This is a genomic window from Palleronia pelagia, from assembly GCF_900110115.1.
Lineage (GTDB): Bacteria > Pseudomonadota > Alphaproteobacteria > Rhodobacterales > Rhodobacteraceae > Palleronia > Palleronia pelagia.
Genome location: NZ_FOCM01000003.1, coordinates 263,260 through 287,327 on the forward strand (window position 1 = coordinate 263,260; position 24,068 = coordinate 287,327).

The 24,068-nt window shown below is 68.5% G+C and carries 28 protein-coding genes; 18 read left to right on the plus strand and 10 right to left on the minus strand.

Going from position 1 to position 24,068, the window contains the following annotated elements:
* Positions 1-55: 55 nt before the first annotated feature.
* Both BMX96_RS08250 and tspO read left to right on the plus strand, forming a co-directional pair.
* A complete protein-coding gene (locus BMX96_RS08250) occupies positions 56-379 on the plus strand; it encodes a DnaJ family domain-containing protein (protein WP_073127069.1) in 324 nt (107 codons plus the stop codon).
* Positions 380-409: 30 nt separating this feature from the next.
* Complete coding sequence (gene tspO, locus BMX96_RS08255; RefSeq protein ID WP_091845057.1) at positions 410-877, plus strand: tryptophan-rich sensory protein TspO; 468 nt, start codon at positions 410-412, stop codon at positions 875-877.
* Here tspO and crtC read toward each other — a convergent pair.
* Together crtC and crtD are read right to left on the minus strand one after the other, a co-directional pair.
* Complete coding sequence (gene crtC, locus BMX96_RS08260) at positions 867-1,751, minus strand: carotenoid 1,2-hydratase (protein ID WP_091845058.1); 885 nt, start codon at positions 1,749-1,751, stop codon at positions 867-869. The genes tspO and crtC overlap by 11 nt on opposite strands.
* Positions 1,752-1,783: 32 nt before the next feature.
* Positions 1,784-3,253, minus strand: coding sequence for a 1-hydroxycarotenoid 3,4-desaturase CrtD (gene crtD, locus BMX96_RS08265; protein WP_091845059.1), 1,470 nt, complete (start codon positions 3,251-3,253; stop codon positions 1,784-1,786).
* A 97-nt stretch (positions 3,254-3,350) separates the two neighbouring features.
* On the opposite strand from crtD, the gene BMX96_RS08270 reads away from it, so the two are divergent.
* From BMX96_RS08270 to pufX, 12 genes are all read left to right on the plus strand, one after another.
* Entirely contained in the window at positions 3,351-4,220 is an 870-nt protein-coding gene (locus tag BMX96_RS08270; protein ID WP_091845060.1) for a polyprenyl synthetase family protein, read from the plus strand.
* Between the two features lie 50 nt (positions 4,221-4,270).
* A complete protein-coding gene (locus tag BMX96_RS08275) occupies positions 4,271-5,386 on the plus strand; it encodes an acetylserotonin O-methyltransferase (protein WP_236737004.1) in 1,116 nt (371 codons plus the stop codon).
* 110 nt (positions 5,387-5,496) lie between these two features.
* Positions 5,497-6,435, plus strand: a complete 939-nt coding sequence (bchC, locus tag BMX96_RS08280; protein ID WP_091845254.1) for a chlorophyll synthesis pathway protein BchC — start codon at positions 5,497-5,499, stop codon at positions 6,433-6,435.
* A complete protein-coding gene (locus BMX96_RS08285; protein ID WP_091845061.1) occupies positions 6,432-7,436 on the plus strand; it encodes a chlorophyllide a reductase iron protein subunit X in 1,005 nt (334 codons plus the stop codon). Before bchC ends, BMX96_RS08285 begins: the two co-directional genes overlap by 4 nt.
* 173 nt (positions 7,437-7,609) lie before the next feature.
* On the plus strand, positions 7,610-9,079 hold the full coding sequence (gene bchY / locus BMX96_RS08290) for a chlorophyllide a reductase subunit Y (protein WP_236737019.1): 1,470 nt from the start codon (positions 7,610-7,612) through the stop codon (positions 9,077-9,079).
* A 58-nt stretch (positions 9,080-9,137) separates the two neighbouring features.
* The gene (gene bchZ, locus BMX96_RS08295; RefSeq protein ID WP_091845063.1) at positions 9,138-10,613 is read left to right on the plus strand and encodes a chlorophyllide a reductase subunit Z; all 1,476 of its coding nucleotides are present in this window, start codon (positions 9,138-9,140) and stop codon (positions 10,611-10,613) included.
* A complete protein-coding gene (pufQ, locus tag BMX96_RS08300) occupies positions 10,610-10,837 on the plus strand; it encodes a cytochrome PufQ (protein WP_091845064.1) in 228 nt (75 codons plus the stop codon). The genes bchZ and pufQ overlap by 4 nt, the downstream gene beginning before the upstream one ends.
* A gap of 144 nt (positions 10,838-10,981) precedes the next feature.
* Positions 10,982-11,131, plus strand: a complete 150-nt coding sequence (gene pufB, locus BMX96_RS08305; RefSeq protein ID WP_073127086.1) for a light-harvesting antenna LH1, beta subunit — start codon at positions 10,982-10,984, stop codon at positions 11,129-11,131.
* 14 nt (positions 11,132-11,145) lie between these two features.
* Positions 11,146-11,328, plus strand: a complete 183-nt coding sequence (gene pufA, locus BMX96_RS08310) for a light-harvesting antenna LH1, alpha subunit (RefSeq protein WP_073127088.1) — start codon at positions 11,146-11,148, stop codon at positions 11,326-11,328.
* Positions 11,329-11,439: 111 nt separating this feature from the next.
* On the plus strand, positions 11,440-12,270 hold the full coding sequence (gene pufL / locus BMX96_RS08315; protein ID WP_091845065.1) for a photosynthetic reaction center subunit L: 831 nt from the start codon (positions 11,440-11,442) through the stop codon (positions 12,268-12,270).
* 12 nt (positions 12,271-12,282) lie between these two features.
* Positions 12,283-13,263, plus strand: coding sequence for a photosynthetic reaction center subunit M (pufM, locus tag BMX96_RS08320; RefSeq protein ID WP_073127093.1), 981 nt, complete (start codon positions 12,283-12,285; stop codon positions 13,261-13,263).
* Between the two features lie 5 nt (positions 13,264-13,268).
* On the plus strand, positions 13,269-13,487 hold the full coding sequence (gene pufX / locus BMX96_RS08325; protein ID WP_139210017.1) for an RC-LH1 core complex protein PufX: 219 nt from the start codon (positions 13,269-13,271) through the stop codon (positions 13,485-13,487).
* Positions 13,488-13,677: 190 nt separating this feature from the next.
* Here pufX and BMX96_RS08330 read toward each other — a convergent pair whose 3' ends face one another.
* From BMX96_RS08330 to chlG, 6 genes are all read right to left on the minus strand, one after another.
* Positions 13,678-14,421, minus strand: coding sequence for a lysozyme family protein (locus BMX96_RS08330; protein WP_236737005.1), 744 nt, complete (start codon positions 14,419-14,421; stop codon positions 13,678-13,680).
* 83 nt (positions 14,422-14,504) lie between these two features.
* Complete coding sequence (locus BMX96_RS08335) at positions 14,505-15,068, minus strand: L,D-transpeptidase (RefSeq protein ID WP_175481689.1); 564 nt, start codon at positions 15,066-15,068, stop codon at positions 14,505-14,507.
* Positions 15,069-15,184: 116 nt separating this feature from the next.
* Positions 15,185-15,718 carry an isopentenyl-diphosphate delta-isomerase gene (gene idi, locus BMX96_RS08340; RefSeq protein ID WP_091845066.1) on the minus strand — a complete coding sequence of 178 codons (534 nt, stop codon included), beginning with the start codon at positions 15,716-15,718 and terminating at the stop codon, positions 15,185-15,187.
* A complete protein-coding gene (locus BMX96_RS08345) occupies positions 15,711-16,889 on the minus strand; it encodes a geranylgeranyl diphosphate reductase (RefSeq protein WP_091845067.1) in 1,179 nt (392 codons plus the stop codon). Before BMX96_RS08345 ends, idi begins: the two co-directional genes overlap by 8 nt.
* Positions 16,890-16,891: 2 nt before the next feature.
* A complete protein-coding gene (locus tag BMX96_RS08350; protein ID WP_091845068.1) occupies positions 16,892-18,172 on the minus strand; it encodes a BCD family MFS transporter in 1,281 nt (426 codons plus the stop codon).
* Positions 18,169-19,074 (minus strand): chlorophyll synthase ChlG, encoded by a 906-nt coding sequence (gene chlG / locus BMX96_RS08355; protein WP_091845069.1) that lies wholly within the window; start codon positions 19,072-19,074, stop codon positions 18,169-18,171. The genes BMX96_RS08350 and chlG overlap by 4 nt, the downstream gene beginning before the upstream one ends.
* A 193-nt stretch (positions 19,075-19,267) precedes the next feature.
* Between chlG and BMX96_RS19615 the strand changes: the two genes are divergently transcribed.
* From BMX96_RS19615 to BMX96_RS08375, 4 genes are read left to right on the plus strand one after another with little or no spacing between them, the layout of a single operon-like run.
* A complete protein-coding gene (locus tag BMX96_RS19615) occupies positions 19,268-19,735 on the plus strand; it encodes an EF-hand domain-containing protein (protein WP_091845070.1) in 468 nt (155 codons plus the stop codon).
* 56 nt (positions 19,736-19,791) lie between these two features.
* On the plus strand, positions 19,792-20,364 hold the full coding sequence (locus tag BMX96_RS08365; RefSeq protein WP_091845071.1) for an RNA polymerase sigma factor: 573 nt from the start codon (positions 19,792-19,794) through the stop codon (positions 20,362-20,364).
* Positions 20,357-20,716, plus strand: coding sequence for a hypothetical protein (locus tag BMX96_RS08370; RefSeq protein WP_091845072.1), 360 nt, complete (start codon positions 20,357-20,359; stop codon positions 20,714-20,716). Before BMX96_RS08365 ends, BMX96_RS08370 begins: the two co-directional genes overlap by 8 nt.
* Positions 20,717-20,719: 3 nt before the next feature.
* Entirely contained in the window at positions 20,720-21,157 is a 438-nt protein-coding gene (locus BMX96_RS08375) for a periplasmic heavy metal sensor (RefSeq protein WP_091845073.1), read from the plus strand.
* 3 nt (positions 21,158-21,160) lie between these two features.
* Here BMX96_RS08375 and BMX96_RS08380 read toward each other — a convergent pair whose 3' ends face one another.
* A complete protein-coding gene (locus BMX96_RS08380) occupies positions 21,161-22,573 on the minus strand; it encodes a DUF2252 domain-containing protein (RefSeq protein ID WP_091845074.1) in 1,413 nt (470 codons plus the stop codon).
* Between the two features lie 98 nt (positions 22,574-22,671).
* Complete coding sequence (gene pncB / locus BMX96_RS08385; protein WP_091845075.1) at positions 22,672-23,964, minus strand: nicotinate phosphoribosyltransferase; 1,293 nt, start codon at positions 23,962-23,964, stop codon at positions 22,672-22,674.
* Positions 23,965-24,068 lie beyond the last annotated feature (104 nt).

A 24,068-nucleotide genomic window follows, 5' to 3' on the forward strand; every position in this document is an offset into this window, starting at 1 on the left:
GGGCGCGACAGGCTGGCGACTTGCAAGGGGGCGGCGCGGGCGCCATCTTCCGGTCATGTCCTGGCTCACACGTATCGCCGAACGCCTGATCGAAGCCTCCCGCGACGCGGGGGACCTGTCGCAGCTCGAAGGGGAAGGCGCGCGCCTCGCGATCGAGGAAAGCGGGCTGGACCCGATGGAAGAGGCGGGCATGAAGGTCATGAAGTCCGAAGGCGTCGTGCCACCCGAGGTCACGCTGTACCAGCGGGCGTCGCAGCAGCGCGCGGCCCTGGCCGCCGCCACGACCGAGGCCGAACGCCGCGCGGCCATGTCGGCCCTGTCGGAGACGCAGATGCGCCTGGCCATGATGTCCGAGCGGCGGCGCGGGCTGCGCTATTGATCCGGCGCGCCGGGCGCTAGGTTGCCGGGCATGGACTGGATGCTTTTCCTCATCTTCCTCGTGGGCTGCGGCGCGGCCGCCACCACGGGTGCCATGTTCCAGCCGGGGCAGTGGTACGACGCGCTGGCCAAGCCGCGCTGGACGCCGCCCGACTGGGTGTTTCCGGTCACGTGGACGGTGCTTTACCTCTGCATTGCCGCCGCAGCCGCACGGGTCGTCGTGCTGGACGGCAATGCCTACGCCATGGCGTTCTTCGCGGTGCAGCTTGCGTTCAACGTGCTCTGGACGCCAATCTTTTTCGGGCTGCACAGGATGAAGGCGGCGCTTCTGGTGATCGCCCTGCTCTGGGCGTCGGTGGCGGCGACGCTCTGGCAGTTCTGGCAGCTCGACTGGATCGCCGGCCTGCTGTTCGTGCCCTACCTGGTCTGGGTCAGCATCGCGACGGCGCTGAATTTCGAGGTCTGGCGCCTGAACCGGCACAACGCTCTCAGGACCTGAACCGCCAGCCCGCGCGCCGCGGGACGCGCACCGCCAGCATGGGCATCAGCCAGGGTCCGCGGAACCGGTCGAGGTCCAGCGCCTCGTGCACGCCGGTACTGGGTTCTCCCTCCACCACCGTTTCCACAGCCGCGCGCGTGTAGAACGGCGCGTCGAGCATCGGCAGCACCTGGCGCGGCGCCTGGCCTGCATCGCAGCGCGTTTCGCGCCGCACGGCCCAGAGAGACCGGGGCAGGCGCGCACGGGGCGGGGGCGTGTCCATCTCCACCACCGACCCATCCGCGCCGATCTTCAGGGCTGTGGCCCCGTGACTGCCATCGCGCAGCACCGCGTCGTAGAAGCAGGCGGCGCCGTCCTTCAGCGGATAGCGGCCCCAGGTCCAGTAGCTGAAATCGGTCTCGAGCGCCCGGGTGCCGAAATTGGCGTCGAAATAGCCGTGGCCCGACCATTGCCCCCGTTTGCCTAGGTCGACCTCGACCCGGCCCGAGGGCGCGAACGGGCGCCAGACATGGGCGCCGTCGGGGGTCAGCGCCAGTTCGACACCCGTGACCGCGTCGGGGGTCAGCGTGATCGTCCCGCGCACACGGCTGACCAGCGGAAGCGAGCTGACCTCGTCCATCGTGATGACCAGCTTGCCGTCGGTCCAGCGCATGGACGAGGGCCCGACCTCGAAAGTATCGGGCGACTGGCGCAGCGCGGCCCGGCCCCGGTCGGTCATGGTGAAGCGGCCGCCGGGACCGTAGGTGGCCACGTTGATGCAGCAGTGGTTTGCCGGATCGCGCCGCCCCGACCAGCGATACCAGGGCGAGAAGACCGAGCCGATGAAGCCGATTACCGACAGCGCCCGCGTCCCGTCATCGCTGAGCGCGTCCATGTACCACCAGGCATAGCCGTCGGGCGGAACCTCTAGGTCGAAATTCGGTCGCTCAGAATCGTCTCGGCCGCGTGCCGACCGGAGAGCGTCGCCATCGGCACCCCCGCCCCCGGATGCGCCCCGCCCCCCGCCAGGTAGAGACCCGGCACCCGGCTGCGCGCCGTCGGTCGCGCGAAGGCCGCCATCATCCCCTCGGGGGATCGCCCGTAAAGAGCACCGCCGCTGCCCGGAAACAGGCTTTCGAACCCGGCCGGCGTCGTCAGGGCCTCGGGCCCCGGTGGCGGATCGAAGCTCAGCCTGCGGTCCTTCAGTGTTTGAAACGTCCTTCGGTGACATTCTTCGAACTCCTGTTCCGGGCTGTCAGGCGCGGCGTTCACGATGATCTCGAACCGCTCGGGTGCGGGCGGCGCGGCACCCGTTCCGCGATCCTGTGCACAGACATAAAGGGTGGGGTCGCGGGGCGGCGCGCCGCGGGCGATGGCTTCGAACTCGGTGCGCGGGTCGCGCCCGAAGAACACGTTGTGATGGGCCAGGTCGCGACCGTGGGGCGTGGCGGCAAAGGACCAGACCTCGGCCGACAGGCTGCGCGGGGTGACGGCCTCGGGCGCGACGGCGTCCAGCACGCCGGTGCCCAGATGCCCGTGGGCCACCGCGCGCGGGTCGCCATTGAAGACGACCGCGTCGCATTTGAAGTGGTCGCCGTTCCCCATCGTTACGCCGCGCGCGCGCCCGCCGGATACGTCGATCTGGGCGACTTCGGCGTCATAGTGCAGCGCGACGCCTTGGTTTTGGGCGAGGTCTTCGATCGCGCGGGCCAGCGCGTGCATCCCGCCTTCGACGCGCCACACGCCCGCGGCCTCGGCCTGCCAGACCAGCGACAGAAGCGCGGGCGCGGTGTAGGGCGAGCCGCCGACATAGGTGGCGTAGCGCCCGAACAGCTGCCGCAGCCGGGGGTCGCTGAAATCGCGTGCCAGCCGCGCGGCGAGGCTCAGACCCGGCGCCATCGCCCCGATCAGGCGCGGGTTGCGCATGACCAGCCCGGTGACGGCCGCGCGATCGGGCACGGCGGTTTCGATCATCGGCGTCTCGAACGCGTCATAGAGCGCGCGGGTTCGGGTGCAGAAGGCGCGGAACTGCCCTGCCGCCCGGGCGCCCGCGAAGGCGCCGACGGCCTCGGCGCTCTGGTCGAGATCGGCGTGCAGATCCAGCTGGCTGCCATCGGGCCAGAAGTGCCGCGCCAAAAGCGGCTCGGGCACCAGCGTCACGTGGTCGTCCAGCCGCGCGCCGAGATCCTCGAACAGCGCGTCGAACACGTGGCGCAGGGTCAGGACCGTGGGTCCGGCGTCGACCGGCCCGGCGTCCGAGGGCACCTGCCGCATCTTGCCGCCCGGCGTTCCGGCCCGTTCCAGCAGGGTGACGGCGTGCCCGGCATGGGCCAGCCGGGCGGCGGCCGCGAGGCCGCCCATGCCGGCGCCGATGACGATGATGCGAGCGGATGCCATGTCCGAAACTTGACTCGGTTCCGCGCATGTGTCCAGATAAGTTGACAGTTTGGGGTATGGGTTCATGTCTCGAAATCCTGACAAGATAGGAGCCGTCATGCCGCTCACCGCCCGTATCGAAGCCGCCATTGCCGGGGCCGTGGCCACGGGGCAGGGCGGCGATGCGCCGTCGCGCCTGTCGTCCGCGCTGCACTATGCGACCGCGCCCGGCGGGGCCCGGATCCGGCCGACGATCCTGACCAGCGTCGCCATGGCCTGCGGTGACGACAGGCCCGCGCTGACCGACGCGGCCGCCGCCGCGCTGGAGCTCATTCACTGTGCCAGCCTCGTCCATGACGACATGCCGTGCTTCGACGACGCCGACACGCGGCGCGGCAAGGCATCGGTGCACCGCGCGTATTCCGAACCGCTGGCCCTGCTGACCGGCGACAGCCTGATCGTCATGGCGTTCGACACGCTGGCGCGGGCCGCGCCCGACGCGCCGCTGCGTGGGATCGGCCTGATCCGGCTCCTGTCCACCCGCACCGGGATGCCGCACGGCATATGCGCCGGGCAGGGTTGGGAGAGCGAGGCGCGCATCGACCTCAGGGCTTACCACCGCGCCAAGACCGGTGCGCTGTTCATCGCCGCAACGCAGATGGGCGCGCTGGCCGCCGGGGAAGAGCCCGAGCCATGGGAAGAGCTTGGCGCCCGCATCGGCGAGGCGTTCCAGGTGGCCGACGACCTGCGCGACGCGGTGATGGATGCCGGCACCTGCGGCAAGCCCGTGGGTCAGGACGACCTGCACGGCCGCCCGAACGCAGTGGCGGAACTGGGCGTCGAAGGGGCCATCGCGCGGCTCGAGGACATCCTGGGTGGTGCGATCGCGTCGATCCCGTCCTGCCCGGGCGAGGCCGCGCTGGCGGCCCTCGTGCGCCGTTACGCCGACAAGCTGGTGCCGCTGACCCAAACCGCGCAGGCGCGCTGAGCCCGTGGGACCGCTGGCCGACCCGCGCCGCGCCCGTGGCTGACCTGCCCTTGCCCGACAGCCCCCGCCGTGGATGGTTCGCGCCCGGATGGCGCAACCGGCTGATAGCCTCGCGCCCGTTCCAGCGCTGGGCGGCACGCTTTCCGCTCACGCGGTCGCATGTCAGGAACGAAGGCACCGCGATCTTCGACCTTGTTGCAGGATTCGCCACCAGTCAGGCCCTGCGTGCGCTGATCGAACTGCGCGTCCTGCACCTGCTGCGCGACGAGCCGCTGACGGCAGGGGACGCGGCAGCGCGCCTGTCGCTGCCGCCGCGCCGCGCCGAGGTCCTGCTGCGCGCCGGCGTGGCCATGGGGCTTTTGCGGCTGCGGCGCGGACGGTTCGTCACCGCTGCCCGTGGGGCCGCGCTGTTGGGCGTGCCGGGGCTGGAGGACATGATCCGCCACCACGACGTGCTTTACCGCGATCTCGCGGACCCCACGGCGTTCTTCCGGGGCGAGACCGAGCCCGAGCTGGCATCCTTCTGGCCCTATGTCTTCGGCGCGGGCGGCGATGTCAGCCCCGAGGACAGCGCGCGCTATTCCCGTCTCATGGCCGACAGCCAGGGGTTGGTGGCCGAGGATACACTCTCGCAGGTGGCCCTGTGCGGTATCCGCTGCCTGATGGATGTCGGCGGCGGCACGGGGGTGTTCCTGAGCCACGTGGCCCGCCGCGCGCCCGACCTGAAACTCATGCTCTTCGATCTGCCACCGGTATTGGAGGCGGCGCGGGAATCGCTGAGCCGGCAGGGCCTGTCGCAGCGGGTCGCCCTGCACCCCGGCAGCTTCAAGACCGACTCGCTTCCCGGGGAAGCGGACGCCATTTCGCTGGTGCGGGTGCTTTACGACCATGACGACGCGCAGGTGGCCGACCTGTTGTCGAAAGCGCGCGCCGCGCTGCCGTCCGGGGGGCGGCTGATCGTGTCCGAACCGATGACCGGGGGCGACCGGCCCCACGTGGCCGGCGACGTGTATTTCGCCCTCTATTGCATGGCGATGGGGACGGGGCGGGCGCGCTCGGGCGCCGAGATCGGGGCACTGATGGGGGCGGCGGGTTTCGTCGATATCCGGCCGGGCCGCGCCCATCGTCCTTTCGTCACGAGCACGATCACCGCACACCGCTCCTGAACAAACTGTCTAATTTATTTGACAGTCTTGAGTGTAAAGATACACTGACAGTCCAAGAGGTGTGGTCAATTCAGGCCGCAGTTTCAGGAAGACCGGGAGGGGTCAACTTGATCGACACCGCCGCCATCATCCTAGAGGGACCGCAGGCCATCGGCCTTGGCAGCATCCCCATTTCCGACCCGCAGGACGGTGACGTGGTGGTGGATATCGACTGGTCCGGCATCTCGACCGGCACCGAAAAACTCTTCTTCACAGGCAAGATGCCCCCGTTCCCTGGCATGGGATACCCGCTGGTCCCCGGATACGAATCGGTGGGCCACGTGGTCGAGGCGCGGCCCGGATCGGGCCTGCGCGCCGGTCAGGCCGTGTTTGTGCCCGGGGCCAACTGCTTCGGCGCGATTCGCGGGCTTTTCGGTGGTGCCGCGCGGCGAATCGTGACGGGCGCCGACCGCGTGACCCCGATCGATGAGTCGCTGGGGGCCGACGGGGCGCTCCTGGCGCTGGCCGCCACGGCGCGGCACGCGCTGGCTGGGCTTCGCACCGAACTGCCCGAGCTGATCGTGGGTCACGGCACCCTGGGCCGTCTGCTGGCACGCCTGACCATCGCCGCGGGCGGATGCCCGACGGTCTGGGAAATCGACGTAAGCCGCCGCGATGGCGCATCGGACTATCCGGTCATCGACCCGGCCGAGGATGCCCGCCGCGACTACACCACGATCTACGACGCCACCGGCCGCGCGGACCTGCTGCCCGAGCTGATCGGCCGCATCGCCAAGGGCGGCGAGATCGTCCTCGCCGGGTTCTACACCGACCCTATCAGCTTCGCCTTTCCGCCCGCCTTCATGAAGGAGGCGCGGCTGCGCGTCGCGGCGGAATGGACGCCCGACGACATGCAGGTGACGCACCGGTTGGTGCGCTCGGGCGCGCTGTCGCTGGACGGTCTCATCACCCACAGGCGCCCGGCGGCCGATGCCGTCCGCGCCTACCCGCAGGCCTTCGACGACCCGGCCTGCCTGAAAATGATACTCGACTGGAAGGACGTGGCATGAGCCTCGACGACGTTCCGAACCTCAAGAGCTATGACGCCAAGCTGAAGGACGAGGCGGCCGAGCCCACGCTGGAAGTGCCGCAGGCCGAGCCGACCTCGAAAACCCAGATCATCGCGATCTACGGCAAGGGCGGGATCGGCAAGTCGTTCACGCTGGCCAACTTGAGCCACATGATGGCCGAGCAGGGCAAGCGCGTGCTGCTGATCGGCTGCGACCCGAAATCGGACACCACGTCGCTGCTGTTCGGCGGCAAGGCCTGCCCGACGATCATCGAGACGTCGACCAAGAAGAAACTGGCCGGCGAGGAAGTGAAGATCGGCGATGTCTGCTTCAAGCGCGGCGGCGTTTTCGCCATGGAACTCGGCGGCCCCGAGGTCGGCCGCGGCTGCGGTGGGCGCGGCATCATCCACGGCTTCGAGCTGCTGGAGAAGCTGGGCTTCCACGACTGGGATTTCGACTACGTCCTGCTGGACTTCCTGGGCGACGTGGTCTGCGGCGGCTTCGGCCTGCCCATCGCGCGGGACATGGCACAGAAGGTGATCCTGGTCGGGTCCAACGATCTCCAGTCGCTTTACGTCGCCAACAACGTCTGCTCGGCGGTGGAGTATTTCCGCAGGCTGGGCGGCAATGTGGGCGTCGCGGGTCTGGTCATCAACAAGGACGACGGCTCGGGCGAGGCGCAGGCCTTTGCCAAGGCGGTGGACATCCCCGTGCTGGCCGCGATCCCGCAGGACGATGACCTGCGCAAGAAATCCGCGAACTACCAGATCGTCGGCACCGACAAGTCGCCCTGGGGCAGCCTGTTCGCCGAGCTGGCCGAGGCCGTGAGCGGCGCGCCCGGCTGTCGCCCCGCGCCCCTGGACCAGGACGGTCTGCTGGGCCTTTTCGACAGCAAGGACACCGGCGGCGACGTGGTGCTGGAGCCTGCGACCGACGCGGACATGCGCGGCAAGAAGGGCGCGGTGAAGCCGTCGCTCGAGGTGATCTACGACGAGGTCTGACGGCCGCCGGCCGGGGGCCAGCCCCCGGACCCCCGAGGTACTTGAAGAAAGATGATGACAGTTTGACGGACCAGAAAGTGACATATGACCGGTCGGACGAGGTCCAGGTGAGCGAGGGCACCGCACGCGGTGACGCGCCGGCCCTGGCCGTCGATCCCGGCGCGGGCGATGGCATGGGCTGTCACGCCGGTGCCGCCACGATGGAGGTCGCCGCGCGCGAGGCCGGGGCCAGCGACCTGCTGGACGGGTTCGCCGCCGACTATCCCAAGGGCCCCCACGACAAGCCGCAGAGCATGTGCCCCGCCTTCGGATCGCTGCGCGTGGGGCTGCGGATGCGCCGGGTCGCCACCGTGCTGTCGGGCTCGGCCTGCTGCGTCTACGGGCTGAGCTTCGTGAGCCATTTCTACGGCGCGCGGCGATCGGTGGGCTACGTGCCGTTCAACTCGGAAAGCCTGGTCACCGGCAAGCTGTTCGAGGACATCCGCGAGAGCGTTCACGAGATGGCCGACCCGGACCGCTATGACGCGATCGTGGTCACAAATCTCTGCGTGCCGACCGCATCGGGCGTGCCGCTGCGCCTTTTGCCAAAGGAAATCAACGGCGTACGCATCATCGGGATCGACGTGCCGGGCTTCGGCGTGCCCACCCATGCCGAGGCGAAGGATGTGCTGGCCGGCGCCATGCTGGACTATGCCCGGGCCGAGGTCGCGGCGGGGCCGGTGCCCGCGCCCGCAACGGGCCGCGACGACCGACCGACCGTGACGCTTCTGGGCGAGATGTTCCCGGCCGACCCGATGATGATCGGCGCGATGCTGGCCCCCATGGGCCTGGCCGCCGGACCCGTCGTGCCCTGCCGCGAGTGGCGCGAGCTTTACGCCGCGCTGGATTGTGGCGCGGTGGCCGCGGTGCACCCGTTCTACACCGCCGCGATGCGGTCGTTCGAGGCCGCCGGCCGCCCCATCGTGGGCAGCGCACCGGTGGGCCACGACGGCACCGCCCAGTGGCTGGCGTCCATCGGCGACGCTTTCGGGCTGCCCGCCGACCGGGTGGCCGCGGCGCAGAACGCTTTCCTGCCCGCGATCAAGGCGGCGCTGGAGGGCGCGAGAATTGACGGCACGATCACCCTGTCGGGCTACGAGGGCAGCGAGCTTCTGGTCGCGCGCCTGCTGATCGAGAGTGGCGCTCGGGTTCCATATGTCGGCACCGCCTGCGCCAAGACGGAACAGAGCCGCCAGGACCGCGAATGGCTTGAGGCCCATGGCGCGATGGTGAAATTCCGCGCCTCGCTCGAGGATGATCTCGCGGCGATGGAGGCGGTGCAGCCGGATCTCGCCATCGGCACGACGCCCGTGGTCCAGAAGGGCAAGGAACTGGGGATTCCCTCGCTTTACTTCACCAACCTGATTTCGGCACGGCCCCTCATGGGTCCCGCCGGCGCCGGATCGCTGGCGCAGGTGGTGAATGCCGCCATGGACAACCGCGACCGCATGGCGACGATGAAGGCCTTCTTCGAGGGCGTGGGCGGCGGCGACACGGCCGGCGTCTGGGAAGGCACGCCGAATATCCGCAAGGATTTCCGCGCCCAGAATCTCAAGAAGCTGGAAAAACAGGCCCGCGCCCGCAAGGCGGAGCAGATGATATGACCCGGTGCCTGCTTTTCATGTCGCGCGTCCATCGCACCCGGATCGGGGGGACTGGCCCATGCTGATCCAGGACCATGACCGCGCCGGCGGCTACTGGGGCGCCGTCTATGCCTTCTGCGCCGTGAAGGGATTGCAGGTGGTGATCGACGGCCCCGTGGGCTGCGAGAACCTGCCGGTCACGTCGGTGCTGCACTATACCGACGCGCTGCCCCCGCATGAATTACCCATCGTCGTCACCGGTCTTGGCGAGGACGAGATGGGATCGGGCACCGAAGACAGCATGAAACGGGCGTGGGATACGCTCGACCCGGCGCTTCCTGCGGTGGTCGTCACCGGCTCGATCGCCGAGATGATCGGCGGCGGCGTCACGCCCCAGGGCACCAACATCCAGCGGTTCCTGCCCCGCACCATCGACGAGGACCAGTGGGAAGCCGCCGACCGCGCGATGACGTGGCTGTTTACCGAATTCGGCCAGACCAAGGGCCGGATGCCTCCCGAGAGGAAGCGCGAAGAGGGCGCCAAGCCGCGGGTCAACATCCTCGGGCCCATGTACGGCACCTTCAACATGCCATCGGACCTGGCCGAGATCCGGCGCCTGGTCGAAGGCATCGGCGCCGAGGTCAACATGGTCATGCCCTTGGGCGCGCACCTGGCCGAGATGCGCAACCTGGTGAACGCGGACGTCAATATCTGCATGTATCGCGAGTTCGGGCGCGGCCTGTGCGAGGCGCTGGACAAGCCCTACCTGCAGGCGCCGATCGGCGTGGACAGCACGACCCGGTTCCTGCGCTCGCTCGGCGATCTGCTGGGGCTGGATCCCGAGCCATTCATCGAGCGCGAGAAGCATTCGACCCTGAAGCCCGTCTGGGACCTGTGGCGGTCGGTGACGCAGGATTTCTTCGCCACGGCCGAGTTCGGCATCGTGGCGGGCGAAACCTACGCCCGCGGGATCCGCAATTACCTGGAAAACGACCTGGGCTTTCCCTGTGCCTTCGCGGTGGCGCGGGTCGCCGGCAAGAAGACCGACAACGACGACGTGCGCGCGATGATCCACCAGAAGCGGCCGCTGGTCGTGATGGGGTCGATCAACGAGAAGATGTACATGGCCGAGATGAAGGCGGGCCACGGACCGGCCCCGGCTTTCATCCCCGCAAGCTTCCCCGGCGCCGCCATCCGGCGGGCGACCGGAACGCCCTTCATGGGCTACGCGGGCGCGACCTACCTGCTGCAAGAGGTCTGCAACGGGCTGTTCGACGCGCTGTTCCACATCCTGCCGCTGGGCAGCGAGATGGACGCGGCCGAGGCGACGCCCGCCACGCTGAAGCACGATTTCCCATGGGACCCGGACGCGCAGGCCGAGCTTGACCGCATCGTCGCCGAACACCCGGTCCTGACCCGCATTTCCGCCGCCCGAACCCTGCGCGACGCCGCCGAACGCGCGGCGCTGAAGCAGGGGTCCGACCGGGTGAAGCGCGAAACCGTCGCGGCGCTGTCGCCCGCGGCCAAGAGATCCAACACGGAGGACGCCACATGAGCGACATGACCACCCAGCTGAGCGCGACCGCGCCGCCGAAAAGGGCGAACGCGCGGGCCGAGTTCTACGCCTATTTCGCGCTGATCTTCGCGGCGACCCTGCCCCTGGCGATCCTGACCTGGGCGCTGACGGCCGCGCGGCAGATGACCCTGCCCGAGAAGGGCCCAGTCGCGCGGGCCTGGAGCCAGGCGCGCATCATCACGCCGATGATCTTCTCGGCGTGACGGAACGATCCCGCGCCCGGTCCTGATCCGGGGCGGGGACCACAGAATTCCTCCGGTCGCGTGCGGCCGGGTGAAGTCCGGAAATCTCCGGAACCCGGCCGCGGGGTCCCGCGGCGTCAGCTTGACGATCCTAAGGAGAGTTAAATGGCTGATAGAACCGACCTGTCGTTCACAGGTCTTACCGACGAGCAGGCGCAGGAATTGCACTCTGTCTACATGAGCGGGCTCTGGCTGTTCTCGGCCGTTGCCGTCGTCGCTCATCTGGCGGTGTTCATCTGGCGTCCCTGGTTCTGAGGAAGGACTGAGACATGGCACAATTCTACAAGATCTGGCTGGTGTTCGACCCGCGTCGCGTTTTCGTGGCGCAGGGCGTGTTCCTGTTCCTGCTGGCGGCGATGATCCATCTCGTCCTGCTCAGCACGGACCGGTACAACTGGTTCGAACAGTCCGCTGCCAAGTACGGCACCGGCGCTGTCGAGGCTGCCGAGTAAGGCCCGGCCCCACATCAACGATGCGGGGCGGCGCCGGCCGTCGCCCCCATCAACCCGATAAGGACCAAGACGGCCCGCCAGGCGGACGCCGCCAAAAAACGGAGTAAGAAGATGGCATTGCTCAGCTTCGAACGAAAATATCGCGTGCCGGGCGGCACGCTCATCGGCGGCGACCTGTTCGATTTCTGGGTCGGGCCATTCTTCGTGGGATTCTTCGGCGTGGTGGGGACGTTCTTCATCGGGCTGGGAACGATCCTGATTTTCTATACCGCCGCGATCCAGGGAGTGTGGAACCCCTGGCTGATCTCGGTGAACCCGCCGCCGATCTCCTACGGGCTCGGCGCCGCGCCTTTGCAAATGGGCGGGCTCTGGCAGATCATCACCATCTGCGCGCATGGCGCCTTCATCTGCTGGGCGCTGCGCGAGGTCGAGATCTGCCGCAAGCTGGGCATCGGCTATCACGTGCCCGTCGCCTTCGGTTTCGCGATCCTGGCGTATTTCACGCTGCAGGTGATCCGGCCCGTCCTGATGGGCGCCTGGGGACACGCCTTTCCCTACGGCATCTGGAGCCACCTCGATTGGGTGAGCTACACCGGCTATCTCTACGGCAACTTCCACTACAACCCGGCGCACATGGTCGCGGTGACGTTCTTCTTCACCACCTGCCTGGCGCTGGCGCTGCATGGCTCGCTGATCCTGTCGGCCTCGAACCCCGAGAAGGGCAAGGTCATGCGCAACCCCGAGCACGAAGACACCTTCTTCCGTGACTTCATCGGCTATTCGATCGGGCCGCTCGGCATCCACCGGCTGGGCACGCTGCTGGCGATCAATGCGGGCCTGTGGAGCGCGATCTGCATCGTGATCTCGGGGACCATCTGGTTCGACCAGTGGGTCGCCTGGTGGGATTGGTATCTGAACCTGCCCTGGTGGGCCGACCTGTAAGGAGACCTGGATATGCCAGAGTATCAAAACATCTTCACGCAAGTGCAGGTCCAGGGCCCGCCCGAGATGGGCATGGTCGAGGACGCCGACCTGCGCGACCGCACCAAGGGCGCGAGCTTTTCCCAGCTGCTGGGCTGGTTCGGCAACGCGCAGCTGGGGCCGATCTACCTGGGACCCTTCGGCGTGGTGTCGTTCATCACCGGCGGTCTTTGGTTCTTCCTGGTAGGGATCAGCTTCTGGGTGCAGGTCGATTTCTCACCGGGGCTGTTCTTCCGCGACCTGTTCTACCTGGCGCTCGAGCCGCCCGCGCCGGAATACGGTCTGGGCATCGCGCCCCTGTGGGAAGGCGGGCTGTGGCTGATCGCGTCCTTCTTCCTGCTGATCGCGGTCATGTCCTGGCTGATCCGGTCATGGGTGCTGGCCAACCAGCTGGGCATGGGCAAGCACGTGTTCTGGGCCTTCTCCAGCGCGGTCTGGCTGTTCCTTGTGCTGGGCCTCATCCGACCGATCCTCATGGGATCGTGGTCCGAGGCGGTGCCCTACGGCATCTTCCCGCACCTGGATTGGACGAACCTGTTCTCGCTCAGCTACGGCAACCTGTTCTACAACCCGTTCCACGCGCTTTCGATCGTGTTCCTTTACGGCTCGGCCCTGCTGTTCGCTATGCATGGCGGCACGATCCTGGCCGTCAGCCGCTACGGCGGCGACCGCGAGCTCGAGCAGATCGCCGACCGGGGCACGGCATCCGAACGGGCGGGCCTGTTCTGGCGCTGGACCATGGGCTTCAACGCCACGATGGAGGGGATCCACCGCTGGGCCTGGTGGTTCGCGGTCCTGACCACGCTCACGGGCGGGATCGGCATCCTTCTGACCGGCACGGTCGTGGATAACTGGTTCATCTGGGCGCAGGAGCACGGCTACGGCGCGGCACAGAACTACGTCCCCGCCCGCACGCCGGAAGAGTTCATGATCTACAGCCCCTATCAGGAGTGATCGAGATGAGTGACAACAAGAAATGGTTCCTCGCCGATGACCTGCAACCATCGCTTTACATGTGGGTCTTCACCCAGATGTGCCTGGGCGCGGTCTACGCGGCGGTGGTGTTCTTCGGGGTGATCGGGGTCATCCTGATCCTGCGGGCCATCAGCTTCCTGCTGCCCGAAGATCCCTATGCAGCCCTCGAGACGATGGGCCAGGTCGCCACCGCGCTGGCCTGACGAGATTGGGGGCGCGGGCCCTTCGCCCCGCGCCCCCAGGCCAGGTCGCGCCCCTTGGCTTGGGGGTGTGACGTCGGGGTCTCCACACCCCGGTTCCCTTCCTGTTGGCTACAGGAGCGCACCCCGGTGGCATGCCACCGGGGTGCAAATCTTTCCGGGTCCTGTTGTTTTCGCCTGTCCAGGCTTGGCATCAGCCGGGAAAGACCTTCGCCATCTCGGCGTCGAAGCGTGCCCAGCTCATGGTCGCCCTGTTCCCGGCATGGCCGTGGTAATAGGACCGTCCGGAGGCTGTGGGCAGGCCGGCCCAGATCTTGGCGAGGTTGTGCATGAAGGCGCGTCGGCCGAGACGGCCAGCCCGCGCTTGCGCCAGCCCGGCCTCCTCCAGCAGCATGTCGGCCAGCCTGTCCTGCACACGCTCCGAAAAGCGTGTTTGGTGCGACAGCCCCGCTTGCCGCACCAGCCGCCGCAGCGTCGCCGGGATGAACTGGTAGCGGCCGATGGCGTGGGGCTGGCCGGGGGTCGCGCGGATCCAGTCGAAGATCTGGCCCAGCGTCATGTCCGTGGGTGCGTGGCGCGGCGGCACCCGCGTGCCGTGCTGGACGGCGTCGTAGCCCATGCCACCGGCCTCGGCCTGCGCGATTACGTGGCGGATATGGGCGGCCGGCCCGCTTGCGGCTGGCGCAGAGGGGGTCGACAGTGCGGCGCGCCCCGATATCGGCGCGACGAGCGGGCCCGCGCCGGTTTCGTCGAAGAGGCTGGCCAGTCGCGGCCCGTCGGAACGGTTGTCATCCTCGCCCCGTTCGATCAGTGCCGGGCGATCGGAGAACAGGCCGTCTGCGCCGCCCAGAAGCGATCCCGCCGGGGCTGCGGCGGCGGCAGACACCGCGTGGGCCGCCAGCGTGATGATCGTGATGAGGCCCGTCGTCCTGCCCATGGATCCTGTCCCCGCAAGCCTGTGTCCAGCGGGGCCGACCATGGGGTGGCGAGGTTAGGATTTGGTTTCCGCGCGCAGCGCGGTCAGCCGTAGGAGGTGACCCGCGTGCCGATCTGGACGTTGGGATAGAGCTCGATCACGTCCTCGTTGGTCAGGCGAATGCAGCCCGAGCTGACGGCCATGCCGATGGTCCAGGGCTGTGGCGTGCCGTGGATGCGGTAAAGCGTGTCACGGCCGCCGCGATAGAGATAAAGCGCCCGCGCGCCCAGCGGGTTGTCCCCGCCGCCGGGCATGCCGCCCGCGTACTTGCCGTAGATCTCGGGCTCACGCCGGATCATGTTCCGCGTCGGCGTCCAGCTGGGCCACTCTTCCTTGCGGCGGATGATGGTATTGCCGGAGAGGTTCCGGCCGTCATCGCCGACCGCGATGTGATATTCCCGGGCCATTCCCGGCGCGCGGACATGGTAGAGCGAGAAATAGCTGGGGAAGATGTGGATCGTGTCCACGGCGATGTCGGGCCGCACCTCGACATCGCGGGCCGACATGGTCGCGCGATCGGTATGGGGCAGGCCCGCATGGCCCAGAACGGCGGTCGGGCTGGCGGCGAGGGCAAGCCCGGAGGCGATGAAATGGCGTCTTGTCAGCATGTGCGATGGTCCGTGGCAGCGGAGATACACTTCGGATTACAGCCGAAATTCGATTCGGTAACGCAAAGGGTTGTGATTGGTTGCAACTGTGACCCGAAGGCCGCGCCGTGCCGGGGCTAATCCGCGGGCTGTCCGAAGATCGCGTTGGCGTGTTCATCCAGGTAGATGCGCAGCCACGGGGTGAACCGGTTGGGCGCCGCCGCGACCTCGGTGCGCAATTCGGACAAGGGGGCCCAGCGCACGGCGTCGACCTCGTCCGGGTTGGGCTCGACGCGCAGGCCCGGTCCGGCCTCGAAGCTGTAGATCTGGACGACCTCATGCTCGACCAGCCCGTCGCCCACGGGCGCGCGGTATTCGGCAGTCAGGCGGAATTCGGGCTGGACGCCGGTGATGCCCAGTTCCTCGTCCAGGCGCCGGACGGCACAGGTCAGGCCGTCCTCGCCCCAATGCGGGTGGGTGCAGCAGGTGTTCGTCCACAGGCCCGGCGTGTGATACTTGCCTGCCGCCCGGCGTTGCAGCAGCACCGAGTCGCCGTCCATGGCGAAGACCGACACCGCCTTGTGCCGCAGTCCGCGCAGATGCGCGTCGAGCTTCTCGACCGGCTGGAGCGTGCCGTCGACCCAGGCCGGGATCATCACCGGTTCAGCCATAGGTGGCCGGAACCAGCCGCAGAAGATGCGCCACGTTCTTCACCCCGATGCGCAGATGCGCCATGGGGCGGGCGCGGACCAGTTTCTTGTTCATGTAGGCCTCGAAAGTCAGGCGCTGGACGTCGATGTCGTGGCAGAGCGACACGAACCGTTCGCGCCGCTCGTCGGACTTGTAATAGGCGTCCTGCATGCTGCGTAAAACCTTGAAGACCATCTTGTGCTCTTTCATGAACAGCTTGCGGGCCAGTTTCAGGTCGCTGGCCTTGCCGCTGGCCAGCGCGGCCTGCGCGGCCGTCGCGGCCACCCTGCCGCCCGCCATGGCGTAGTAGATCCCCTCGCCGCTGGAGGGCGCGACGACGCCCGCCGCGTCACCGGCCAGCACTACGTCGCGGCCATTGTCCCACCGGTCGAGCGGCTTCAGCGGGATGGGCGCGCCTTCCTTGCGGATGGTCTCGCACTCCGACAGGCCCGAGGCGGCGCGCAGTGCGGCGGTCGCGGCCTTGAGGTCAACGCCGTCGATCCCGGTGCCCATGCCGACGCTGGCCTGCCCGCCATGTGGAAAGACCCAGCCGTAGAAATCCGGCGAAATCGTCCCGTCGTAGATCACGTCGCAGCGCAGGGGATCGTAGCGGTCGTTGGCTTCGGGGCTGCGGATGATCTCGTGGTAGGCGATGACGTAGGGGATCGTGTCGCCGCCCGGCACCTCGCCCCGCGCCACGTTCGACCGGGCGCCATCCGCGCCGATGATCAGGCGGGTGGGCAGATAGCGTTCCTCGCCCGTGGCCTTGTCGCGGTAGGCCACGGCGGTCGTGTCGCCCCGCTCGATCCGCAGGAAGGTGCCGGTCACCCGCTCGGCCCCCGCCTCGGCGGCGCGCTGGCGCAGGTATTCGTCGAAATGCTCGCGGTCGACCATGCCCACGAAGCCGTTCTCGATGGGGATGTCCACGGCGCGCCCCGTGGGCGAGATCATGCGCGCGGTGTTGACCTTGGCCACCAGCTGGCTGTCGGGAATGGCGAAATCGGCGATCAGGCGGGGCGGGATGGCGCCGCCACAGGGTTTGATGCGCCCGGCCTTGTCCAGCATGGCGACGCGCTTCCCGGCGCGGGCCAGATCCTCGGCGGCGGTGGCGCCCGACGGCCCTCCGCCCACGACGACGACATCGTAGATCATGGTCATTCTCCCGGCACGAGGGACCGGGGCATCGCCCGCGTCCCGTCCATGATGCGCGCGGCCATCAGGGCGGCGGCGATGAAGATGCAGGCCTCGCCCGCGAAGACGAGGCCGAAGGCCGGGGCGTCGGCGATCAGCCCGCGCAACAGGTCGACGCAGGCCGCGCCCACCAGCCCGCCGAACCCGGCGGCGATGGCCTGCGCCGCGCCCCACAGGCCCATGCGCGTGCCTTCGCGCGACGCGCGGCCCTCGCCCGCAAGGGCCATCATCGACCCGATGGCGGCGACGGCGAACATACCGTTGAAGAAGCCCAGCGCGACCGTGGCGGGCACCAGCAGCGCCAGTCCGGTCTGCCCCACCGCGGCGATGGCCAGCAGCGACAGCGCCGATCCGACACAGCCCGCGATGACCCAGTCGCGCAGCGCGCCCAGCCGCAGCCCGGTGGCCGCGATACCGACCAGCAGCATCCCCACGAAGACCCCGCCGTTCTGTGCGCCCGACAGCTGCGTGGACTGTCCGGGCGTGAAGGCGAAGACAAGGCCGGCATAGGGTTCGAGGATCAGCTCCTGCATGAAATAGGCGGTCATGCTGAGGAACACGAAGATGGTGAAGGCGCGGGCCTTGGGCTCGGCCCAGATCTCGGCCAGGCCCTCGCGGAAGGGCATCGGCGCGGGCTCGGCGCGGGCGACCACGCGGGATTCGATCCCCCAAGTGGCGACAACGCTCAGCACCACGGCCGCCCCGCAGACGATGGCCACGATCCGCATGAGCAACGCGGGCGAATAGGGGTCGAGAAGGGTGCCCACCACGCCGGCCGTCACCGCGATGCCCGCGATCATCATCAGCCAGGTGATGGTCGCCGCGGCCGCGCGCCGGTGCGGTGCCGTGGCGGTGGCCAGCAGCGCGAGCAGGGAGGTGCCCGAGGCGCCGACGCCAAGGCCGATCAGCGCGTAGGCCACGACCGAAACGGCCAGGCCCAGCGCGAACTGGCCTTCGAGCAGCACGACGCCCCACGCCGCCAGAAGACCGCCCAGCGCCAGCGCGACCATGCCGCCCACGATCCAGCGGGTGCGCTTGCCGCCCGTATCGCTGAGAAAACCCCAGTTGGGCCGCGTGATCTGGATGCCGTAATGCAGCGCGACCAGTGCGCCGGGCAGGATCGCCAGCAGCCCCAGCTCGACCACCATCAGGCGGTTGAGCGTGCTGGTGGTCAGCACGACGATGGCGCCCAGGGCCATCTGCACCAGTCCCAGCCGCGCGATGGAGAGCCAGGACAGCGTCACAGCGCCAGGCCGCGAATGGCCAGCGCCGCCACCATCATGCCGCCGACATAGAGCGTCACGCCGGTGGCGTTGTACCAGGGCGCGCGCGCCTCGGGATCACGCAGGAGAACCCGCATTGCCGCGAACTGGCCCAGCAGGGCGATGGCGATGGTCAGCGCGTGGATCGGCTGGCCCCAGACCAGCAGCAGCGCGATGACCAGCGCCTGCGGCAGCGCCATCACAACGCAGGCGATGCGCGCGGCCACGTCGGGTCCCTTGGTCACCGGCAGCGACCGGATGCCGGTCGCGCGATCCCCCTCGATGGCCTTGAAGTCGTTCAGTACCATGATGCCCTGTGCGCCCACGGCATAAAGCGCGGCGACGGTCACGACGAAGAAGCCGGGCGCGCCGGCTGACAGCACGGCGGCGCCGGTGAACCAGGGCAGCCCTTCGTAGCAGAGCGCGACAAGGGCCGGGCCCCACCAGCCGGATCGCTTCATCCGGACGGGCGGCGCGGAATAGGCCCAAGCGCAGGCCACGGCGACCAGCGTCGCGCCGAAGCCCCAGGGCCCCAGTTGCCAGCCCAGCACCAGGGCCAGAAGGCTCAGACCAAGCGCGAAGACCAGCGCGGCGCCCGGTGCGACGCGGCCCGAGGGAATCGGGCGATCGGGCTGGTTGATGGCGTCCACGTGGCGGTCGAAGTAGTCATTGGCCGCCTGGCTCATCCCGCAGACGAGCGGACCGGCCAGCACGACGCCCAGCGCCACCAGCCACCATTGGCCCGCGGGCGCGACCCCCGCCGAGACGATCCCGCAGAGATAGGCCCACATGGGCGGAAACCACGTGACGGGTTTCAACAGCTCCAGCAGGTCGGCGGGGCGGGTCGTGCGGGTCGCGATGTGTAAGTCTGAATTGACACTCATGTGTCAACCAAACACCAATAAGCCTTTTCTCGCAAGGAAAACGGCGGTTGGCGTGATCACGTTTTCCGCCGTCCCGACCGTCCGTCGATGCGCCCCGACAAGAAAATGCGCCGGTGCCCGACGGAAGATCGACGCTGCGCCGTATCAGCCCCGTCGCGACGTGAACGATACGGTTTCATCAAGGAAAGACACCATGAACAGCACCACCCTATTCGCAGGCCTCGTCGCCGCCATGTCCATCACGCTCGTCGCGCCCATGGCGTCGGCCCAGGGCGCGGATCGCCCGGGCGGCCGGATGCAGATGTTCGACCTGGACGGCGACGGCAGCATCACCCGGGCCGAGGCCGAGGGCGCCTTCGAGGCGCGCTTCGCCGAGGTCGACACCGATGGCAACGGCGCCCTGTCGCAGGACGAACTCGTCGCCGCGGCGCAATCCCGCGCCACCGACCGGGCGCAGGCGCGGTTCGACCGGCTGGACACCAACGACGACGGCCAGATCGACCCGGCCGAGATGCCCGGGCCGCGCGGCGACCGGATCGCCCGCCTGTTCGACCGCGTCGACGCGAACGGCGACGACGTGCTGACCCGTGACGAGCTGCAGGCCATGCGCGACCACCGCGGCGGTCGCGGCCACGGCGCAGGCCACAAGCGCGGCGGCTAAGCCGCCCCCGGCGGCGCGCGGCCCTTCCCGTTGCGCGTCGTCGGTGCAAGAAGAGCATGATGGACGCCCCCGACCCCCGACACGACGACGCGCTGCTGGCGGCCTATGCCGCCGGCGACGGTGACGCGGCCGCGCCATTGGCCAGCCGCCACGCACCGCGCGTGCTGGCGGTGGCGACCCGGATGCTGGGCGACCGGTTCGAGGCCGAGGACGTGACGCAGGAGGCGCTGTTGCGGTTGTGGAAGATCGCGCCCGACTGGCAGCCGGGGCGCGCGCGGGTGTCGACCTGGCTCTACCGCGTGGCGGCGAATCTCTGCACCGACCGCCTGCGCCAGCGGGCACGGTTGTCGCCGCTGTCGGACGCCGTTGATCCGCCCGACCCGACGCCGTCGGCCCTGGCGCGGATCGAGGGCCAACAGAGGCACGCGGCGCTCGAGGCCGCGCTCATGGATCTGCCCGAGCGGCAGCGCCTTGCGGTGATCTTGCGTCATATCGAGGAATTGCCGAACCCGCAGATCGCCGAGGCCATGGAGATCTCGGTCGAGGCGGTGGAAAGCCTGACCGCGCGCGGCCGCGCCGCGCTGGCGCGCGCGATGGCCCCCCGGAAAGAGGCATTGGGTTATGACTGAGCGTGACGATACCGATCTCGACGCTGCCCTGCGCGGCCTGCGCCACACCCGCCCGTCCGGCGACCTGATGGACCGGATCGCCGGTGACGCGACGCTGGAACAGGCGTTCCGCGCCGCCCGCCGGGACGCGCCCGTGCCCTCGGACATGCTGATGGCGCGTATCGCGCGGGATGCGCGGCGGCACCGTCCATCGGCCTGGTGGGACCGCGCCGCCTGGTCGGGGCTGGCGGTGGCGGGGATCGCGGGGTTGATGATCGGCCTGTCGGGCGGCGCTGACGGTCTCGTCGGGTCCGAGGAAGATCTGGGCGCGCTTACGGTGGCCTACGACTTCCAGTTCGCGGCGTTGGAGTAGGCCATGGGATTCAGGACCATCCCGCGCCGCTGGCGCATCGTGCTGCTGGCGTCGCTGGCGGTGAATCTGCTGGTCGTCGGGCTGGTGGCCGGTGCGCTCTTGGACCGGGACGACCGGGGGCCCGGGTTCCGGGGGCAGCCCCTGGTCTCGGCGCTGCCGGATGCGGACCGGGCGGCGCTGCGCGATGAGCTTGGCCGCCCCGACCGCGAGGACAGGCGCGCGCGGTTCCGCGCATTGCTGGACGCGATCCGGGCCGAGCCGTTCGACGCGGACGCGCTGCGCGATCTTCTGGCGGCCGAACGCGTGTGGGGGCAGGATCGGGCTGCGCGGTTCGAAACGGCCATCATCGCGCGGCTGTCCGGCATGGATGCCTCGGCCCGCGCGGATTACGCCCGGCGGCTGGAGCAGATGATACGCCGCGGGCCGGGCCGCCGCGACTGAGCTCTAGCGGTAGACGATCTCGATATTCTCGAACGCGCCGAGCTTGTGATCCTCGCGGAAGGCCTTGTGATCGGCGCGCAGGCGGTCGGCCGTCTCCTCGGCCCAGGACACGAGGTCCGACATGAACAGGTGGCGGGGGCTGGCGGCCTCGATGATCGAGGGTTCCACGTCGTAGTCGACCTGGCCCAGGTCGTCGGACAGCGCGTGGGCCTGCGCCAGGTTCGCACCGCAGGCGCGGGCATAGGCGCGCCAGGTCTTGTCCGAAAGCTCGTCCAGGTCGATATCGTCGCGGAACGGCGCGCGTTCCCGGCTCATGAAGCTGTCGCCGTCGATCTCGACCGCACCGTAGAAGATATCGCCATGGGCCAGCTGCACCGCCTGCCCGTGGGCGATGCGGTCGGCCTTGTCGCCCGCGTGGAACTCGGTCGGCGGCGTCAGCCCTTCGAGCGCCGAGCGGCGCGCGGCCTTGAACTCGATGATGATGTCGTCGGTGGCGTCCTTGGACGGCCCCTCGATCAGGACGTAATAGCGCGGCAGTCCCAGGGACGCGGTACCCTGACCGTGGCGCACGCAGACATCCTTGACCTTCAGCTCGCCCGCGCGGTCGGGCACGTCGATGCCGTTCTTCTTCGCCAGGTCGTTGATCGCCTTCTGGAACTTGTCGATATCATGCGAGATCGGCTGCAATTCGTCATCGGCGCGGAACCCGCGGCCGTTGGGCTTGAGGTAGTCGTCCCACAGCCACTCCTTACGCTCTTCCCAGGCCTCTTCGAACAGGCGGCGGATGACCTTGGGCGAATTGTCCATGCGCCAGCTGTCGTTCTTCTCGGTCGCGTTCTCGGCATAGTCCTTCATCGCTTTCAGGTAGCCCTTGGCGAAGGCCTTCACCACGCGGCGACGCTTCTTGCGCTTCATGCCGGCGACCTCTTTCGCGGCGATCCAGAAGCCGACCGCGCCGCGTTTCATGTCCCATGTGAACGGGGCATAGATCGCCTCGTCGAAGTCGTTCACGCCGAAGATCGGGTTACCGGCTTGGTCGGGCATGATGCCGAAATTCTCGGGGTGAACATCGCCAAGCGCCATCACCGTGGGCATACCGGCGTCTTCGCCCACCATGTCCCGGTAAAACAGCAAGGCAGTGCCGCGGAAGAACTTGAAGAAATCATCGGCCAGCTGGTCGAATTTCTCCTTCGTGCCGTGATCGTCCTGCTCGATGCGGTTGGCGTGGTCCTCGCGCAGGGTGGAGCGGACATGCAGGCGTCGCGCGTGGCCGCTCAGGTGGGTGGGCGGAACGACCTGGCTGCCGCTCGCCAGGGCCTCGGCAAGGCTGCGGTATTGCTCGACCCGCGGATCGGCGGGTCGCGACACGTCCTTCTGTCCGTCGCCGGTGCTTGTATTGTCCGTCTCGTCTTTCATGGCGCGCGTCCCCTTGATCCCGTCGCCTGACAACGCGGATCGGGGCTCGGGCGTTCCGCTGGGTCAGCGCGCGGGTCCCTCGCCGGGATGCGATGGGGTCAGACCACGACTTCCAGCCGCTCCTGCTGTCCCACGTCGAAGACATCCTTGTAGCGCCGGATCTGGTCTGGCGGTCCCATAGCCTTTTCGGGGTTGTCGCTGAGCTTGACCGTCGGCCGCCCATCCGCCGCCACCGCCTTGCAGACCAGCGAGAACGGCGCCAGCGCGTCGCCTTCAGTCAGGCCACGGAAATCGTTGGTCAGCAGGGTGCCCCAACCGAAGCTGACCCGCACGCGGCCTGCGAACTGGCGGTGAAGCTCCTCGATCTTCGCCACGTCCAGCCCGTCGGAAAAGATGATGAGCTTCTCGGTCGGATCCTCGCCCCGCGCGCGCCACCAGTTGATGGCGATCTCGGCGCCCTTCGCCGGATCGCCGCTGTCGATGCGGATGCCGGTCCAGCGGGCCAGCCAGTCGGGCGCGCGGTCCAGGAAGCCTTGAGTGCCGTAGGTATCGGGCAAGATGATGCGCAGGTTGCCGTCGTGTTCCTCGTGCCAGTCGCTCAGCACATCGTAGGGCGCGCGGGCCAGCGCCGCGTCGTCCTTGGCCAGCGCGGCATAGACCATGGGCATCTCGTGGGCGTTGGTGCCGATGGCTTCCAGGTCGCGGTCCTTGGCGATCAGGCAGTTGGAGGTGCCGGAGAACGCGGTGCCCAGCCCCTCCTGCATGGCCTGTACGCACCAGTCCTGCCACAGGAAGCTGTGCCGCCGCCGCGTGCCGAAATCGGCGATGCGCAGACCGTCCAGCCCGCGCAGGCGTTTCACCTTTTCCCACAGCTTGGTCATGGCGCGGGCATAGAGGACCTGAAGCTCGAACCGTCCCATGTCGTCGAGCACGGCACGCCCGCGCATCTCCATCAGGATGGCAAGGGCCGGGATCTCCCACAGCATCACCTCGGGCCACGAGCCTTCGAAGGTCAGCTCGTACTGCTCGCCCTTCTGTTCCAGGTGGTAGGGCGGCAGGCGCAACGCTTCGAACCAGTCCATGAACTCGGGCGTGAACATCTGGCGCTTGCCGTAGAAGGTGTTGCCGCGCATCCAGGTCGACTCGCCCCGGCTGAGGCTGAGCGATCGCACGTGGTCCAGCTGCTCGCGCAGTTCACCCGCGTCGATCAGGCGGGCCAGCGGAACGTCGGTGCTGCGGTTGATGAGGCTGAAGGTCACCTGCGTGTCGGGATGGTTGCGGAACACCGACTGGCACATGAGCAGCTTGTAGAAATCGGTGTCGATCAACGACCGCACTATCGGGTCGATCTTCCACTTGTGGTTCCAGACGCGGGTGGCGATGTCGACCATGGGGCCTCTTTCGATCATTTCGCCCGGATAAACGCATGGCCCGACGAAAGGGGCAAGGGCGCGACCGGGGCGGACTCTGCCACTGCGGCGTGGTGCAGTAAGGT

Coding starts and splice junctions, on each gene's coding strand:
- pufL (WP_091845065.1), top strand. CDS start 11,440: ATGGCATTGCTCAGCTTCGAACGAAAATATCGCGTGCCGGGCGGCACG.
- BMX96_RS08250 (WP_073127069.1), top strand. CDS start 56: ATGTCCTGGCTCACACGTATCGCCGAACGCCTGATCGAAGCCTCCCGC.
- pufM (WP_073127093.1), top strand. CDS start 12,283: ATGCCAGAGTATCAAAACATCTTCACGCAAGTGCAGGTCCAGGGCCCG.
- pufB (WP_073127086.1), top strand. CDS start 10,982: ATGGCTGATAGAACCGACCTGTCGTTCACAGGTCTTACCGACGAGCAG.
- pufA (WP_073127088.1), top strand. CDS start 11,146: ATGGCACAATTCTACAAGATCTGGCTGGTGTTCGACCCGCGTCGCGTT.
- pncB (WP_091845075.1), bottom strand. CDS start 23,964: ATGGTCGACATCGCCACCCGCGTCTGGAACCACAAGTGGAAGATCGAC.
- BMX96_RS08370 (WP_091845072.1), top strand. CDS start 20,357: ATGACTGAGCGTGACGATACCGATCTCGACGCTGCCCTGCGCGGCCTG.
- pufQ (WP_091845064.1), top strand. CDS start 10,610: ATGAGCGACATGACCACCCAGCTGAGCGCGACCGCGCCGCCGAAAAGG.
- BMX96_RS08345 (WP_091845067.1), bottom strand. CDS start 16,889: ATGATCTACGATGTCGTCGTCGTGGGCGGAGGGCCGTCGGGCGCCACC.
- BMX96_RS08330 (WP_236737005.1), bottom strand. CDS start 14,421: ATGGGCAGGACGACGGGCCTCATCACGATCATCACGCTGGCGGCCCAC.
- crtC (WP_091845058.1), bottom strand. CDS start 1,751: ATGGACGCGCTCAGCGATGACGGGACGCGGGCGCTGTCGGTAATCGGC.
- chlG (WP_091845069.1), bottom strand. CDS start 19,074: ATGAGTGTCAATTCAGACTTACACATCGCGACCCGCACGACCCGCCCC.
- tspO (WP_091845057.1), top strand. CDS start 410: ATGGACTGGATGCTTTTCCTCATCTTCCTCGTGGGCTGCGGCGCGGCC.
- crtD (WP_091845059.1), bottom strand. CDS start 3,253: ATGGCATCCGCTCGCATCATCGTCATCGGCGCCGGCATGGGCGGCCTC.
- BMX96_RS08380 (WP_091845074.1), bottom strand. CDS start 22,573: ATGAAAGACGAGACGGACAATACAAGCACCGGCGACGGACAGAAGGAC.
- pufX (WP_139210017.1), top strand. CDS start 13,269: ATGAGTGACAACAAGAAATGGTTCCTCGCCGATGACCTGCAACCATCG.
- BMX96_RS08365 (WP_091845071.1), top strand. CDS start 19,792: ATGATGGACGCCCCCGACCCCCGACACGACGACGCGCTGCTGGCGGCC.
- bchY (WP_236737019.1), top strand. CDS start 7,610: ATGGGCTGTCACGCCGGTGCCGCCACGATGGAGGTCGCCGCGCGCGAG.
- idi (WP_091845066.1), bottom strand. CDS start 15,718: ATGGCTGAACCGGTGATGATCCCGGCCTGGGTCGACGGCACGCTCCAG.
- BMX96_RS08285 (WP_091845061.1), top strand. CDS start 6,432: ATGAGCCTCGACGACGTTCCGAACCTCAAGAGCTATGACGCCAAGCTG.
- BMX96_RS19615 (WP_091845070.1), top strand. CDS start 19,268: ATGAACAGCACCACCCTATTCGCAGGCCTCGTCGCCGCCATGTCCATC.
- bchZ (WP_091845063.1), top strand. CDS start 9,138: ATGCTGATCCAGGACCATGACCGCGCCGGCGGCTACTGGGGCGCCGTC.
- BMX96_RS08335 (WP_175481689.1), bottom strand. CDS start 15,068: ATGCTGACAAGACGCCATTTCATCGCCTCCGGGCTTGCCCTCGCCGCC.
- BMX96_RS08270 (WP_091845060.1), top strand. CDS start 3,351: ATGCCGCTCACCGCCCGTATCGAAGCCGCCATTGCCGGGGCCGTGGCC.
- BMX96_RS08375 (WP_091845073.1), top strand. CDS start 20,720: ATGGGATTCAGGACCATCCCGCGCCGCTGGCGCATCGTGCTGCTGGCG.